The following is a 15,838-nucleotide window of genomic DNA, read 5'->3' as shown; positions in this document are numbered from 1 at the left end:
TTTTTTAAATATATCCGTATGAATATAAATTAATTTCTAAAGATATAGCTATATTCATCCTATATTCTGAGACATACTTTTTGCACTTTATACTCGTTATATCTATTTTTTGTATTTAGTTTAGATAAAATCTTATAAAGCACAAAATTTATGCAAATTATTATTTTTAAATAGATTAATTAAAAATAATATATTGTTTTCATTGTAAAATTACAAACAAAATGCAAATTACTAATCTTTAAATCAGATAAGTATTGAACTTTTATGCTCTATATCGAATATTACTTTATTGATATGATGTGCAAAATTTAACGATTGAGCAGAGATGTTACTAGTGAGTTGAAAAAGTTAATCTTTTCCAAAGTGAAAGTACATATTCGACTGATATCGAATTGCACACTTCCAAAACTCACATTACAGTCATATGCATCAAATCAGGAATACCTGATTTAAAATCAATTGATCTCTCTATTGTTCAGCTAAGTTAAGCCTCTTTTGGATGCTTAATCGGGAAGAAAAAATGAAAAAAATTCTAGGAATTGCGCTGGGTTTATCTGTTGTTTTAACGGGTTGTAGCAAACCTGAAGCACCTGCAACAGATGCGGCTAAAACGGATACTGCAGCAGCTGAGCAAACAGTAACCATCGCATCGACTGGTTCTGATGCTGATATTTGGCGCCACATTGCAACTTTGCCAGAAACTAAAGCAGCTGGCCTAAAGTTAGACATTAAAAACTTCACTGACTATGTCGCAATGAACACTGCTGTTGCTAACAATGAAGTCGATGTAAATGCATTCCAATCTTATGCTTACCTTGTGGCATATAACGAAGCGAACACAGCGAAGATTGCCCCTCTTTCAACGACCTACTTAGAACCAATGGGCATCTATTCAAGCAAAGTAAAAACACTGGCTGAATTTAAAAATGGTGCAACGATTGCTATTCCGAATGATGGTGCGAACGAATCACGTGCATTGTTATTATTACAATCTGCGGGTCTTGTGAAGTTAAAAAATGACTTTGACTTCGTGAAAGGCACTTCGAAAGACATCGTTGAAAACAACAAAGCTCTCGTCATCAAGCCTATTCAAATGGCAACGGCTGTACGTGTGAAAGACGAAGTGGATGCAATTGTTTTGGGTAATACCCTTGCAATGGAAGGCGGTCTAAACGTATTGAAAGATGCGATTTACTATGAGCCAATCGATCAAACCACAAAAATGAACGTAAACGTACTTGCTGTGGCTGAAGCGCGTCAAAATGACCCTGTACTGAAAAAAGTCGGTGAGCTTTACCATGTCGCTGCAGTAGGCAAATATGTTCAAGAACATTTTGGCGGCACAAAAATTGATGTGAACAAGCCAGTAAGCTACCTTACTCAAGCTAAATAGTAATATAATCAAATCAACGAAACAGGCAAAGTCTCTTTGCCTGTTTTTTCATTTTTGTGTAGTTTTTGACGATATGATTCAATTTAAAAACATTTCAAAGCACTATCAGCTGAAAGGCCAAACCATTCCTGCACTGGACCAAATCAATTTAGACATTCCAGAAGGCAGTATTTTTGGCGTTATTGGCTATAGTGGTGCAGGTAAAAGTACCCTCATTCGTTTGATCAATTTACTTGAACGCCCAACTCAAGGCCAAGTGATTATCAATCAAAAAGACTTTACTGCATTAGATGCAAAAGCATTACGTCAAGAACGTGCAAATATTGGCATGATTTTCCAGCATTTTAATTTACTGCAAACCAAAACCGTTGCAGCCAATATTGAAATGCCCATGAAACTTTTAGGTTATAGCAAAGCTGAACGTGAAAAACGTTTGAATGAGCTACTTGAGTTTATTGACCTCAAACATAAAAAAGAAGCTTATCCAGACGAGCTCTCGGGTGGTCAAAAACAACGTGTCGGCATTGCACGTGCGCTTGCCAACCATCCTAAAATATTACTTTGTGACGAAGCGACTTCTGCACTCGACCCACAAACCACCAAGTCGGTATTGGACTTGCTCAAAAAAATCAATCAAGAGCAAGGCATTACCATCGTCATGGTGACGCATGAAATGGATGTGATCCAAAGCATCTGCTCACATGTAGCCGTGATGGAACTCGGTAAAGTGGTTGAAACTGGAAAAACAGTGGACCTGTTTAGTCGTCCACAACATGCAACGACACAGAATTTTATTCAAACGATTTTGCATCAACAACTACCTATTAAGCTTCTGAATAACCTCGAACATAAGCATCATCATAGTATTTACCGCTTACAGTTTCTGGGTAACTCTGCACACGAAACCGTAATTCAAAACTTAATTAAACAGTTTGATATTAGTCTGAATATCCTATTTGCCAACATGATTGAAATTGATGGCAATGTGATTGGACAAATGTTTGTTCAGCTCTTGGGCGATGAAAGCCTGATTGCTGAAGCGGTTGAGTTTTTAAAACAACATGGTGTGGCTGTTGAACAATCAGGAGAGCTGGCATGAGAGATTTAATTGTCCAGTGGTTAACTCAAATCACAGCGCCTTTTTGGAAAAGCTCTTTATCGATTGACCAGTTTATTACTGCTTTGCAAGAAACATTTCATATGGTGTTTTTTGCAATGCTATTTGGCTGTATTTGGGGCTTTATTCAGGCCATCATTTTATTGGTCACACGTCCTGATGGTATTTTGCCAAATAAAGCGATTTATCACAGTCTCAACCCTATTGTGAATGCTCTGCGCTCTCTGCCCTTTATTATTTTGCTGATTGCGGTTTTACCTTTAACCAAACTCATCGTCGGCACATCGATTGGCACGTGGGCAGCGATTGTTCCGCTCACCATTTATGTTGGACCATACATTGGTCGTTTGGTGGAAACCTCATTACTTGAAGTGAATGAGGGGATTATCGAATCTGCACAAGCAATGGGTGCAACTCCGCTACAAATCATCTTTAAGTTTATTTTACCTGAAGCACGCAGTTCACTGATTTTAAACTTAACCACAGCCACCATTAGCTTAATTGGTGCAACCGCGATGGCCGGTGCAGTGGGTGCAGGCGGTATTGGTGACCTTGCTATATCTTATGGTTATCAACGTTTTGACACCAGTGTCGTGATACTCACAGTGATTGTGCTGTTGATCATGGTGCAAATTGTACAATCCGTTGGCGATTGGCTGTCTAAACTACGCTAACAAAATTAAGCTCTCAATATTGGGAGCTTTTTTTAGGTCTAAATTTTATATAATGCGGCAAACAAAATTTTTAAAAGCTATAACGATGAAAATAACAACTCTATTGATCAGTCTAAGTCTTTTGCCGATGCTCGGCCATGCAGCTTCAAATCCCTATAACTACGTCACCAGTGTGAAAGTGAATCAGGTTGAACTCAATGCACCTGTGACAGCACATCAAGTCAGTCAATTACTCGCTCCTCTGAATGGAAAAATCAGCAAACAATATGCCGAATGTACAGGCAACTATGAATACAGTATTAGAAGTGCCCAACCCAAAACCCTAAAATTTGAGATTTTTAACGAAGATAATCCCAAGATTCTGACTGAAAAATTCTATAAAGACAAAACGAGTTTAAAAAAACTCGGTCAAACCAAAGGCCGTGTTTGGCTTGACTGGAAAAGCACTCAAGCGATGAGCGAAAATATACGCGTGCAAAATATTCAGATCACACCGAATTATACTTTGCAGCAGTTTAAACAAGACTTTAAATACAGTTCACAAGGCATAGTAGCATCAGGTGAAGCCCAAGTTTTGCTCTTGCAGCCCAATGAAATCAAAGCCTTTCTAAAAGAACCACAAAACTTTGCCCCACCCTACACAGCTTATCTCAACTTTGGTTTTAAAAATGGACGGTTAAGCAGCTTTGCCATTCAGCAAGCAGTGGCCTGCTAAAGGCTTTTTTTGTGCCAAAGAACAAGGGTGACATTGTCTTTTCTAAGTCGTTTTGAACTTACTGACAATAAAATAAACAGTCCAAACACTGTGTGCTATTAAATTTTGCCAATTCATTTGAATCGCACTCAGAATGAAGGCAGAGCATGTTAAACTATTCAGCGGTTTTTGCAGGGACTCACTTATGCACTTTGTACATCTTGGTATTCATACAGAATTTTCAATCACAGAATCAATTGTACGTATACCTGATTTAGTCAAAGCTGCTAAGGCAGAAGGTATGCCAGCCCTTGCCATTACTGACTTATCTAACTTACACGCTGCTGTAAAATTTTATGGTAAATGCTTAGATAATGGCATCAAACCGATTATGGGTTCAGAAGTTCGCTTGAACGATGCTGAACATCGCGTGACATTATTGGCGATGAGCAATGTTGGCTGGCGTAATCTAACCGAACTGGTTTCAGAAGGTTTTATCCGAGGTCAACAGCTTGATATTCCTTGCGTTGCAAAAGACTGGATTTTAGAACAAAACCATGACCTGATTGCGCTACTTGGCATGCGATCTGATGTCGGCAAAATGCTCTGTACATCGAATCCGCAAAAAGCCGAACCTTTACTCGATGAATGGATTGCAAAATTTGGCAATCGGGTTTATTTGGCTCTATGTCGAACAGAACGCTCAGGTGAAGATGACTTCAACTATGAAGCCTTAAAACTGGCTAAAAAGTACAATATTGGTGTAGTTGCGCACAACGATGTGCACTTCATGAAAGAAATCGACTTTGAAGCACATGAAGCCCGAGTCTGTATTGCCGATGGTTATGTATTAGGCGATAACCGCCGACCAAAGAATTACTCTCCAGAGCAATATTTTAAGTCTGGCCAACAAATGGCAGAATTATTTGCAGACATTCCCTCTGCACTTGAAAATACTTATCAGATTGCCAAACGTTGTAACGTCACGCTGCAATTAGGTAAATACTTCCTGCCTGACTACCCTATTCCTGAAGGCCATACCATCGACACCTACTTTGCACATTTATCCAAAGAAGGTTTAGAAGAACGTTTAGACTTTTTATATCCACCAGAAACGCGTGATGAATACTGGCCTGAAAAACGTAAAGAATACGATGATCGTTTAGAGTATGAAATCGGGACCATTCTTAAAATGGGTTTCCCAGGCTACTTCTTGATTGTCATGGACTTCATCCAATGGTCCAAAGGTAATGGTGTTCCCGTTGGCCCAGGTCGTGGTTCAGGTGCAGGTTCACTTGTTGCCTACAGCTTAAAAATTACGGATCTCGATCCTCTCCCATATGGGCTGCTGTTCGAACGCTTCTTAAACCCAGAACGTGTTTCAATGCCCGATTTCGATGTCGATTTCTGTATTGCTGGTCGTGACCGTGTCATTGACTATGTGGCGCGTACATACGGACGCGATGCAGTATCACAAATTGCCACTTTCGGTACCATGGCAGCCAAAGGCGCCATTCGTGACGTGGCACGTGTTTTGGGTAAATCCTATGGTTTGGCAGACCGAATCTCAAAAATGATTCCGACCAAGCCTTTAGGTCTAAGCCTTGAAGAGTCCATTGAAGCAGAGCCACAGCTTAAAGATATTGTCACCAACCCATCCAACCCAGACAATGACGATGCGGCTGAAATTTGGGAAATGGCATTAAAACTCGAAGGCATTACCCGTAACACAGGTAAACACGCAGGTGGCGTGGTCATTTCCCCGACTAAAATTACCGACTTTTCTGCCGTCCTATGTGACGCAGATGGTACAGGCCGTGTTGCGCAGTACGATAAAGACGATGTTGAGTCTGCAGGTCTAGTAAAGTTCGACTTCTTGGGTCTGCGCAACTTAACGGTCATTGAAGATGCCGTGAAGAATATCAATAAGCGCATTAAACTTGATGTGCCTTTAGACATTGCTTTCATTCCGCTTGATGACAAAGATGCATACCTCATCTTTGCCAATGCCAACACCACAGCGGTCTTCCAGTTTGAATCCGTGGGCATGAAAAAAATGCTCAAGGAAGCACGTCCAAGTAAATTTGAAGAAATTATCGCCTTCGTATCCCTTTACCGTCCGGGTCCGATGGACCTGATTCCTGACTTTATCCACCGTATGCATGGTGGCGAGTTTGAGTACCTCCATCCCCTACTTGAAGGTGTACTTGAGCCGACTTACGGCATTATGGTTTACCAAGAACAGGTAATGCAGGCAGCACAATATTGTGCGGGCTATAGCTTGGGTGGTGCGGACTTACTACGTCGTGCGATGGGTAAGAAAAAGCCCGAAGAAATGGTCAAACAGCGCCAAATTTTCACGGAAGGTGCAGCCAAAAAAGATATTGATGAAGCCACTGCCAACCATATCTTTGACTATATGGAAAAGTTCGCAGGTTATGGCTTTAACAAATCGCATGCCGCAGCTTATGCCTTAGTGGCCTATCAAACGGCATGGCTCAAAGCGCATTATCCAGCTGAATTCTTAGCAGCGGTGATGTCTTCGGAAATGCAAAACACCGATAACGTGGTGTTCTTGATTGACGACTGTCGACACAATGATATAGAGGTATTGCCGCCTTCGGTCAATATGTCTATCTATCAATTCCATGCTTCGGACGACAAAACGATCGTTTATGGACTCGGCGCAATTAAAGGTGTCGGTGAAGCGGCGATGCAGTCGGTCATTGACTCGCGTATTCAAGATGGGCCTTATCGTGACTTGTTTGATTTCTGCCATCGTATTGATCTGAAAAAAATCAATAAACGGACTTTAGAAGCATTGATTCGCTCAGGTGCTTTAGACTGCCTCGGCATTGAGCGCTCAAGTCTAATGGCGCAGCTACCTGAAGCGGTACAAGCGGCAGATCAAGCTCGCTCAAACCGTGAAACAGGCATCATGGACTTGTTTGGTGAGGTTGAAGAAGTACAACGTAAACCCGCCAAACCTGTTAAACCTTGGTCAGATGAAGTCCGTCTCAAAGGTGAAAAAGACACTCTAGGGTTGTATTTAACCGGCCACCCAATTGATGTCTATCGCACTGAGTTGAAAGCGTTTATTCCGAATAAAATTAATGAACTTACCCCAACTCGTCGTGGTGTTACTACGGTTTTTGCAGGTCTTGTGGTTGATGTAGCTAACTTCCCGAACCGAATGATGGTGACCTTAGATGATGGTACCTCACGGATCGAAGTCTCTGCGAACCATGAACGTTTTATGCGTTTCAAAGACATCATTCAAAATGAAAAAGTGGTGGTAATTGAAGGTGAAATTTACGAACGTGAAGGTTTTGACCGGCCAATGGGACGCTTAACCAAAGCATTTACACTGAATGAAATTCGCCAAAAGCGCGCTAACTGTATTCAAATTCGTCTCGACCCAACACATAGTACAAAAACACTGAGCCAAGATTTAAAAAATATTCTTGCACCCTTTTGTAATGTCGATATGTGTAATCACATTCCGCTACAATTGCTGTTGGACTACCCGTATGCCACGGCCGAATTACACTTAGGGATTAATTGGAAAGTGGCGCCACTGGATGAACTACTTTCTAAACTGCGTGACTATTTTGGTAAAGAAAATCTTCATGTGGAATATCAAGTCAAATCCAAAGCAGCCAAAGCGGTGAGCTATGAAGAAGCCAAACCTGTAGATGTACCACCGCCCCCTGCGGATATGAGCATGGATGATGCTATGGACTTATATCAGGCTGAAGTCGGTCAGTTCTCTTAATTATTTAAATTTTAAAGATTCATTGGAAAAATCATGAGCCAATTTGACAATGCCGCTGTTTCAGCGCATCTCTCCCATGTGCGTATTGTCATGGTCAATACCACACTCCCTGCGAACATTGGTAGCGCACTACGCGCCATGAAAACGATGGGACTCTCAAAGCTGGTGTTGGTTGCGCCAAAAACCTATCCGCATCCGGATATCGATGCTTTAGCTGCGGGTGCAACTGATTTAATTGAGCAGATTGAAATCGTTGAAACTCTTGCCGATGCCATCAAAGACTGCCATTTAGTGTTTGGTACCAGTGCGCGTAGTCGTACCATTCCTTGGCCTTTGCTAGACGCACGTCCCGCGGCTGAAAAATCAATTTCAGCAGTGGTGAATGATCAGCAAGAGGTTGCTGTTGTATTTGGCCGTGAAGACCGCGGACTGACCAATGAAGAACTGGCCATGGCTAACTATCATGTCACCATTCCTGTAAATACAGACTATGGTGTACTAAATGTGGCTCAAGCCATTCAAGTGATTTGTTATGAAATGCGTATGGCCACACTGGCTGCTGTGAAAAGCGGTGAAGATGAAGCTGCAACCATGCCTGTCACAGATACTGAGTCTATGCAATGGGATGAGCCTTTGGTCACCCATGAGCAAATGGAACAGTTCTACCCGCACATTGAAAAAATGTTGGCCGAGATTGAATTTTTAGACCCCAAAAATCCACGATTACTGCCTTTACGCTTGCGTCGTCTTTTTGGACGTATACAATTAGATCGTATGGAATATCATTTACTTCGTGGTATTTTTAGTCGTGTACAAGCCTTAAACAATGGCACATGGAAAAAGTCAAATACGGATCAAACAGAGGATCAATCTAATGCTTAAACAGCTCAAAGAAGATATACAAGCTGTATTCGCGCGCGATCCTGCGGCACGAAACACTTTAGAAGTTCTAACCACATATCCAGGCATTCATGCCTTGATCATGCACCGTATGGCGCATGAGTTATGGAAAAAAGAATGTAAAGGCTCAGCACGTTTATTGTCTTCTTTTAGCCGTTTTGCAACAGGTATTGAAATTCACCCAGGTGCTAAAATTGGTCGTCGTTTTTTTATTGACCATGGCATGGGCGTCGTGATTGGTGAAACCGCTGAAATTGGCGACGATGTGACCTTATATCACGGTGTCACTTTAGGTGGAACCACATGGAATAAAGGCAAACGTCACCCGACCTTAGAAGACGGCGTGGTGGTTGGTGCTGGTGCTAAAATTTTAGGCCCTTTTACTGTCGGTAAAAATGCCAAAGTCGGCTCAAATGCAGTCGTCACCAAAGCTGTTCCAGCCGACACCACCGCAGTTGGTAACCCTGCACGCTTTATTTCTAAAGATAAACCAAAAGATGAAGCAGAAACACGTCGTCGCGATTATGCTGAAAGTATTGGTTTCCAACCTTATGCTGCAACGCAAGACCAGTCTGATCCAATTCTTGAAGGTATGCGTGTTCTACTTGACCGCATTCAGTTGAATGAAAAACGGATGAATACCCTTTGCCAACGTTTGTCTTTACTTGATCCAACTTTTAAAAAGCAACAACAAAATGAACAACCCTTTAGTGCTGAAGAATTGAAAATTTTGGAAGATGTACGCCGCGAATGTGAAGCTCAAAGCCTGCCATCTAACGACTAAACATGAAAAGTGTTAGTTTTTGAAAACCTGCCTATAGCAAACCTTGCATGTTCATCAGAGTTTTTTTAGACTGACGAACATGCCTTTTATACCACTTCTTAAAATAATGAATGGAAGAACCTTATGATGCTTAAACCCTTAGCGGTTGCTGTTCTTGCTGTCTCGTTTTTAACAGCGTGTAGCTCAAACCCAACGAAGAATAACAACGATACCATCGTTTTTACAGAGCCTGAATTAACTGCACCATTTTATGCACTCAATCCATTTAATTATGATGCGCCACCTCCATTTGAAATTAACTTAAAAAAAGCAGCGGCTCAGCCTGTAACAAAAATGGAAGTGACTCGCTCTGACGATCCATCTAAAAAAATGGTTTTAGACACCAATAAACTGATTATTCCAACCGTAAACAGCAAAGACCGTCAGTTGAAGTTTGCCGTACTGGCGGGCGACAATGAAGTCGACATTACTGAAATTGATGACTTCTTACAGTTGGTTGAAGGCAAAGCCCGTCACTACCCACCGCGCTTTACGGAACGCCAAGAACGTAAAGGTTTTGAGTTAAAACTAAAAGAAGTGACACAACAGCTTGATACGTTAGCATCGAAAGACAATGCTTCATTTGATGTACTGGTTCGTGCATTCAAAGCCAGCGTTATGGCACGTAATTTAGACCTTGGTTCAGTCTATACCACCAAGTCTTTGGCTTATGCACAGCGTATTTTAAAAATTAACCAAGAAGACCCTGAAGCAAACTTCTGGTTCGGTTTTGCTTTGTCTGAAGGTGGTGGTCAACGCGAAGCGATGCCATACCTCGATAAAGCAATGAAAGCTGGTGTTCAAGAAGCCTATTTAGCGACAGCAAATAACTACATTGCTATGGAACAAAAGAAAAATGCGGTGCAAACCTTGAAAAACTACAAATTGAAATATCCACAAGAAGCTGAAGTTGCGGATCGCTTGATTAATGAAATTGAAAAACAAGGTCGTTGGAATGTTTGGCAAGTTCTAAATACTGCAAAATAATCCCATCACCTATGATGCACCTAAAAATAGACCGAATTTTCGGTCTATTTTTATTTTAGGCGAATTGATAAATCCGAGAATTATCGTATGATTTAAAAAATTCAAAAGAATAAACAGTAGTCGACGCTTTTTATGCCTAAATACATCCGTAGCACCTTGATGATGACCACTCTAGTTTCGTTTTTGAGTGGTTGCCAAGTGGTCAGTGTGAAAAATCAATCACTGAACGTCACGATTACCAATGAGCGTGAGAGTATTTTAACGCGGGATAAGCTCAGTGAAGCGAGTCTAAACGTGCTGTCTATGACGGGTCGAGAAGCCAAAATCTGTTCAGAGCAACCTGAAGAATGTGTCAATGAACTCAAACAAATTCCACAAATTCAAGATGAACAGCTCCTCTCTACTGCCAGCGAACTTTATCTCGCTAAAGCACTCTCCTTAGAAAAATCATCAGCCTGTAAAGTGAGTATTTTAGCCAAGACCCAGTCTGAAGAAAAACAGGCGCTACAAAAACAAAACTACCAAAGCTGCCTAGATCAACAACTTGGCATGCTAGATAAAAGTATTCGCTATAGTTATGCCTACATGTTTAGCACCAAACGTGGCCCCCAAGACCGTATTTTTGATAACCGTCAAGTCCAACTCCGTGACTTTTATAACCAAGCTATCGCTAAGCTTGTAAATAGTTATGGCTTACGCCATGGGCCATCTGAAGTCGGCAATCAAATAAAAGTGGGGCAAAGTATTTACCGTATTAATTATGACAACTACCCACTTTTAAAAAACCGTCAAGTTGAACAACTGATGTCAACTTACAATATGAACTTTTCAGGCCTACGCTCTATCACACGTCGCGATGGTTTTGGGTCAGAGTTTCTGATTGTCCTCCCACCTGAGCACAATGACACCTCACCTGAAAAAGCCAAATATATTGTCGATCCACTGCATTATCAGTACACCAATGGTCGTAATCCCAACATTCACAATGCCCGTTATTTAGCAGCGACTATTACCGCACAGCCACGCTCTGCATCTAGTATCGATGAGATCTTAAACAACCCTGAGTTTGAAATCTCAGCTTATGATCCCTATAAGTTTGAATCTGCGAAAATTGCAGGCAAAAGTTACCCTCTTGCTGCAAACTTTTCTGCGCCTTATGGCTTATGGTTGGCACAAAACAATTTAGGTAAAGCCGCGTATTTATCACTGATTGATCGTGATGCACGCCTCACCATGCCGCATCTATACATGCTTGAGCCGTACAACCCAAATAAAAAAGTGGTGGTGCTCGTTCACGGTCTAGCCAGCAGTCCAGAGGCATGGATTCGTTTGACGAATGATGTCATGGGCGACCCCGTGCTACGTGAGCACTATCAAGTTTGGCAAGTGTTCTACTCGACCAATATGCCAATTTTAGAAAGTCGTTTCCAAATCTATGCAATCATTCAACAAAGTTTTAATTTGGTCGATAGCAAAGCGCCTGCCAAAAAGGATGCCGTGCTAGTGGGTCATAGTATGGGCGGTATTATTGCGCGGCTTTTGGTGAGCGATGCTGACTTAACCCCTGCGGCAATGAAACTGCTACCCAATCGACGTGCGCAACAATTTAAAAATGACCCTCTATTTAAATCACGCCTCGACATTCAACCAATTCCAAACTTCAGTCGGGCCATTTTCTTAGCAGCCCCACATCGTGGGACAGAGTTTGCTGACCGCTGGTTTACCCTTGCAGCACGTAAAGTCATTCGTCTACCTGGTGCGTTTTTGGGAGCACTGTCCGATGTTATACAAAGTAGTGACCCTGACCTACAAGCCTTCATTAAAGATGTAGATAATGGACTCATTCAAAATGGGCCAAGTGATCTCAGCAAAAACTCTAACTTTACTCGATTAACTAAAAACGTCGTTCCATACAAGGGCATGAAATTCCACAGCATCATGGGGAATGCAACTAAAAGTGATGACCTCAATATCATTACAGACGATGTCGTGCCTTATACGAGTGCCCATCTAGATGGTGCATTGTCTGAGAAGATTATTAAAGGGGGACATTCTATTCAAGAAACGCCTGAAGCTGTTCTGGAGTTACGTCGTATCCTGCGGTTGCACCTGACTGAACTCGGTCTGTATAAGCCTTAAAAATAAAAAAGCCTAAACATCTGTTTAGGCTTTTTTATTTTTGCTTTACGCCTAAGGCCTACAGCAATAATCACTTGGATGTTTAACAACTGTTCGCTTTATAGATGATTTATTGTTTAGTCGTTTTCAATTTTGCTAAGATATTGCCATTCATACAATAGCTGTTCATAACGCATAAATACATACGGTAAGCGGTGTCGCTCGGTCTATTTTTATATTGTGCATTTTCAAAGATTTAAGGATTTCACCTACATGAGCAATTCGGGAATCATAACTGATTTGTCCACCCTCACTCCCATGATGCAACAGTACATGGGCGTCAAAATGCAACATCCGCACTCTTTGATGTTCTATCGTATGGGTGACTTCTACGAGCTATTTTTTGAAGATGCACACAAGGCCGCTAAACTTCTCGGAATTACTCTGACCCATCGTGGCAAAGCCAATGGTGAACCCATCCCTATGGCAGGTGTTCCTTACCATGCAGCTGAAGGCTACCTTGCTCGCTTGGTGAAAAAAGGCGAAACCGTCGTCATCTGCGAGCAAATTGGTGAAGTTACAGGTAAGGCACCTGTTGAACGTGGCGTTGTCCGGATTATTACACCAGGTACACTGACTGACGATGCTTTACTGACGGCACATCAAAGTTCAAACCTTGTCGCTCTTTGCGTACAACAAAACGAAATTGGTATTGCACTGTTAGATTTGAGTGCAGGTTTATTCAAAGTTCAGCAACAAGAGTTCCAACTTGAACAACTCGGTATTGAACTGTCTCGCCTCATGCCAAGTGAAATTTTGGTCGATGAAAATATTGTCGACCCCAATATCATTGAACACATTAAAAAACTGCTCGACTGCTCTGTGACACGCCGTCCAAATGTCGACTTTAACCTAAACAATGCACAAAAAACTTTATGTGATCAGTTTGCAGTATCGACTTTAGCCGGTTTCGGTATTGACCATTTGCCACTTGCCAAAGCAGCAGCAGCATCCCTGATTCATTATGCCAAAGAAACGCAAAAAACAGCCTTACCGCATATTCGCTCTATTCAGCTTGAACAAAGCAGTGATTTCATTGCGCTTGACCCTGTGACACGTAGAAACTTAGAGCTAGTTGAGCCTCTGTTTGAACACGGCACGTCATTATTCCAACTCATCAATGACTGTCAAACAGCCATGGGTGGACGTTTACTTAGTCGTACACTGATGCAACCGTTACGTGATACCAAGCTCTTAGACGCACGTTTAGATGCCACCAAGAGTCTTGTGGATGGTTACCATGAATCACCAGTCCGTTTAGTATTAAAAGAGATTGGAGACATCGAACGTGTCCTCAGTCGGGTGGCTTTAGGTAGCGCCCGTCCGCGTGACTTAGTGCAACTGCGCCAAGCCTGTGCGCAAGTCCCTTATTTACGTCATGCCATTCAACCCGTGATCCAAAGCAAACAGTCCGCACTCATTACCCAATTGAATGAGGAATTGGGTGATTTCCATGGCTTACATCAACGTTTAATGTCTGCCATCGTTGAACATCCACCTGTGCTTTTACGAGATGGAAATGTGATAGCGGAAGGTTTTGATCATGAACTCGATGAACTACGTAAAATCCGCGATCATGCAGGACAGTACTTGATCGACCTTGAAATTCAAGAACGTCAAAATACTGGCATTTCGACCTTAAAAATTGGCTATAACCGTGTCAGCGGGTATTACATTGAATTGACCCGTGCGCAAGCCGAGCAAGCACCTGATCACTACATTCGTCGTCAGACCTTAAAAAATGCTGAGCGTTATATCACGCCTGAGCTGAAAACCTTTGAAGATAAGGTACTTTCGAGTGAGTCCCGTGCATTAGCCCGCGAAAAAATGCTGTTCGAAATGCTTTTAGATGAACTCCGAGCCGATATTGGTCATTTACAAATGATGAGCAGCGCTATTGCGCAGATCGACCTCTTAGCTAACTTTGCGCATCAGGCTCGCTTACGCAATTGGTCGCGTCCTGAGTATAGTCCAGAAATTGGGGTTAAAATTATTGCGGGACGTCATCCAGTGGTTGAGGCTTTGAACAAAGCCTCATTTACACCGAATGACACGACACTTGATTTTAACCACCGTATGGCCATTATTACGGGTCCTAACATGGGGGGTAAATCAACCTTTATGCGTCAAACGGCTTTAATTAGCCTATTGGCCTATTGTGGCTCATATGTACCAGCCCAATCAGCAGTCTTAGGCCCTATTGATCGAATCTTTACCCGTATTGGTTCTGCAGATGACCTATCTACAGGCAAATCGACCTTTATGGTGGAAATGACCGAGACCTCGCAAATCCTACATCATGCAACCAATCAGTCACTGGTTTTGATGGATGAAGTTGGTCGTGGCACCAGTACCTATGATGGTTTATCTTTGGCATGGGCTTGCGTACTTGACTTAACCAAACGCATTAAATGCTTATGTTTATTTGCCACACACTACTTTGAACTGACCGAACTGGCCAAAGAAACTGCTATTGATAACTACCATGTCACCGCAAAAGAACTCAACGGCAACCTCATTTTGTTACATAAAGTCCAACATGGGCCAGCGAGCCAAAGTCACGGCTTACAGGTAGCAAAATTGGCTGGTATTCCTGCCAGTGTGATCAAAGAAGCACAAAATCGTCTGAAAATTTTAGAGAAGCAACAACTGCAAAAACCTAAAGTCGTTCAAAATGATTTGTTTGCCGCGATAGAAACGCCTGAACTTGAAATCATTGAACGTGTGGTCGAAATTGAGAAACCTTCTGCCGCACTTGAACTACTCAAGAGCATTGATGTCGATAACTTAAGCCCACGTGAAGCTTTACAGCAGCTTTATGCATTAAAAGATCAGTTACATTCATAGTAGTTTTCTATTTTTGTAACCCATTTAGACCGTCAAAATGACGGTCTCTTTTATTGTTAAAAGCGGTTTTCAGCAGAATATTCAGTTTTTATCAAATTTAACAGCAAGAAACTCAATCATACTTAATTTTTATACAGGTCAATCAGTTCACTAATGGATTAGTAATACCAACTCATAAATGACTAAGTTCTATGCATTCAGATCAAAAATTACATGGAATGATTTTGATATTGGAATCTCTTTACCATTTGCAGATGTGACATAAGTTGCACCTAAAAAACTATTATTTAAGTTATTGTTTTCTATAATTTCTTAAAGCTCGATTTCTCCCATAAAAACCCCTTTAAAATCAATACACATTCTAATAAAAATCATAAACATAGTCTTATTTCATGCATATAAATAACAAATATCAATAAAAGCAATTGTTAGTTGGTGCTGTTTTTGCCT

Annotated in this window: 10 protein-coding genes; all 10 read left to right on the top strand. The window is 41.6% G+C overall.

Going from position 1 to position 15,838, the window contains the following annotated elements; all coding sequences use genetic code 11:
- Positions 1-520 precede the first annotated feature (520 nt).
- Positions 521-1,393 carry a MetQ/NlpA family ABC transporter substrate-binding protein gene (locus ACY3FQ_RS06090; protein ID WP_004982088.1) on the top strand — a complete coding sequence of 291 codons (873 nt, stop codon included), beginning with the start codon at positions 521-523 and terminating at the stop codon, positions 1,391-1,393.
- Between the two features lie 73 nt (positions 1,394-1,466).
- Complete coding sequence (locus tag ACY3FQ_RS06085) at positions 1,467-2,492, top strand: methionine ABC transporter ATP-binding protein (RefSeq protein ID WP_126037103.1); 1,026 nt, start codon at positions 1,467-1,469, stop codon at positions 2,490-2,492.
- Positions 2,489-3,184, top strand: coding sequence for a methionine ABC transporter permease (locus ACY3FQ_RS06080; RefSeq protein WP_004696373.1), 696 nt, complete (start codon positions 2,489-2,491; stop codon positions 3,182-3,184). The genes ACY3FQ_RS06085 and ACY3FQ_RS06080 overlap by 4 nt, the downstream gene beginning before the upstream one ends.
- An 85-nt stretch (positions 3,185-3,269) precedes the next feature.
- Positions 3,270-3,899: a hypothetical protein gene (locus ACY3FQ_RS06075; protein ID WP_489773703.1), complete on the top strand. Its 630-nt coding sequence runs from the start codon at positions 3,270-3,272 to the stop codon at positions 3,897-3,899.
- Between the two features lie 184 nt (positions 3,900-4,083).
- The gene (dnaE, locus tag ACY3FQ_RS06070; protein ID WP_489773702.1) at positions 4,084-7,653 is read left to right on the top strand and encodes a DNA polymerase III subunit alpha; all 3,570 of its coding nucleotides are present in this window, start codon (positions 4,084-4,086) and stop codon (positions 7,651-7,653) included.
- Between the two features lie 33 nt (positions 7,654-7,686).
- Positions 7,687-8,535, top strand: a complete 849-nt coding sequence (locus ACY3FQ_RS06065; RefSeq protein WP_279043940.1) for an RNA methyltransferase — start codon at positions 7,687-7,689, stop codon at positions 8,533-8,535.
- On the top strand, positions 8,528-9,337 hold the full coding sequence (gene cysE, locus ACY3FQ_RS06060) for a serine O-acetyltransferase (protein WP_004696365.1): 810 nt from the start codon (positions 8,528-8,530) through the stop codon (positions 9,335-9,337). Before ACY3FQ_RS06065 ends, cysE begins: the two co-directional genes overlap by 8 nt.
- A gap of 123 nt (positions 9,338-9,460) precedes the next feature.
- Positions 9,461-10,363, top strand: coding sequence for an ABUW_2363 family tetratricopeptide repeat lipoprotein (locus ACY3FQ_RS06055; protein ID WP_218288303.1), 903 nt, complete (start codon positions 9,461-9,463; stop codon positions 10,361-10,363).
- Between the two features lie 132 nt (positions 10,364-10,495).
- Positions 10,496-12,502, top strand: a complete 2,007-nt coding sequence (locus tag ACY3FQ_RS06050) for an esterase/lipase family protein (protein WP_489773701.1) — start codon at positions 10,496-10,498, stop codon at positions 12,500-12,502.
- A gap of 252 nt (positions 12,503-12,754) precedes the next feature.
- Positions 12,755-15,388, top strand: a complete 2,634-nt coding sequence (mutS, locus tag ACY3FQ_RS06045) for a DNA mismatch repair protein MutS (RefSeq protein WP_279732608.1) — start codon at positions 12,755-12,757, stop codon at positions 15,386-15,388.
- Positions 15,389-15,838: the final 450 nt, after the last annotated feature.

This window comes from Acinetobacter sp. AB03 (assembly GCF_058107045.1).
The sequence above is the reverse complement of the archived record's forward strand: the minus strand, read 5'-3'. Positions and strand labels throughout refer to the sequence as shown.

Excerpts from the sequence above, each read along its gene's own strand:
- ACY3FQ_RS06090 (WP_004982088.1), top strand. The coding sequence starts at position 521 with ATGAAAAAAATTCTAGGAATTGCGCTGGGTTTATCTGTTGTTTTAACG.
- ACY3FQ_RS06085 (WP_126037103.1), top strand. The coding sequence starts at position 1,467 with ATGATTCAATTTAAAAACATTTCAAAGCACTATCAGCTGAAAGGCCAA.
- ACY3FQ_RS06080 (WP_004696373.1), top strand. The coding sequence starts at position 2,489 with ATGAGAGATTTAATTGTCCAGTGGTTAACTCAAATCACAGCGCCTTTT.
- ACY3FQ_RS06075 (WP_489773703.1), top strand. The coding sequence starts at position 3,270 with ATGAAAATAACAACTCTATTGATCAGTCTAAGTCTTTTGCCGATGCTC.
- dnaE (WP_489773702.1), top strand. The coding sequence starts at position 4,084 with ATGCACTTTGTACATCTTGGTATTCATACAGAATTTTCAATCACAGAA.
- ACY3FQ_RS06065 (WP_279043940.1), top strand. The coding sequence starts at position 7,687 with ATGAGCCAATTTGACAATGCCGCTGTTTCAGCGCATCTCTCCCATGTG.
- cysE (WP_004696365.1), top strand. The coding sequence starts at position 8,528 with ATGCTTAAACAGCTCAAAGAAGATATACAAGCTGTATTCGCGCGCGAT.
- ACY3FQ_RS06055 (WP_218288303.1), top strand. The coding sequence starts at position 9,461 with ATGATGCTTAAACCCTTAGCGGTTGCTGTTCTTGCTGTCTCGTTTTTA.
- ACY3FQ_RS06050 (WP_489773701.1), top strand. The coding sequence starts at position 10,496 with ATGCCTAAATACATCCGTAGCACCTTGATGATGACCACTCTAGTTTCG.
- mutS (WP_279732608.1), top strand. The coding sequence starts at position 12,755 with ATGAGCAATTCGGGAATCATAACTGATTTGTCCACCCTCACTCCCATG.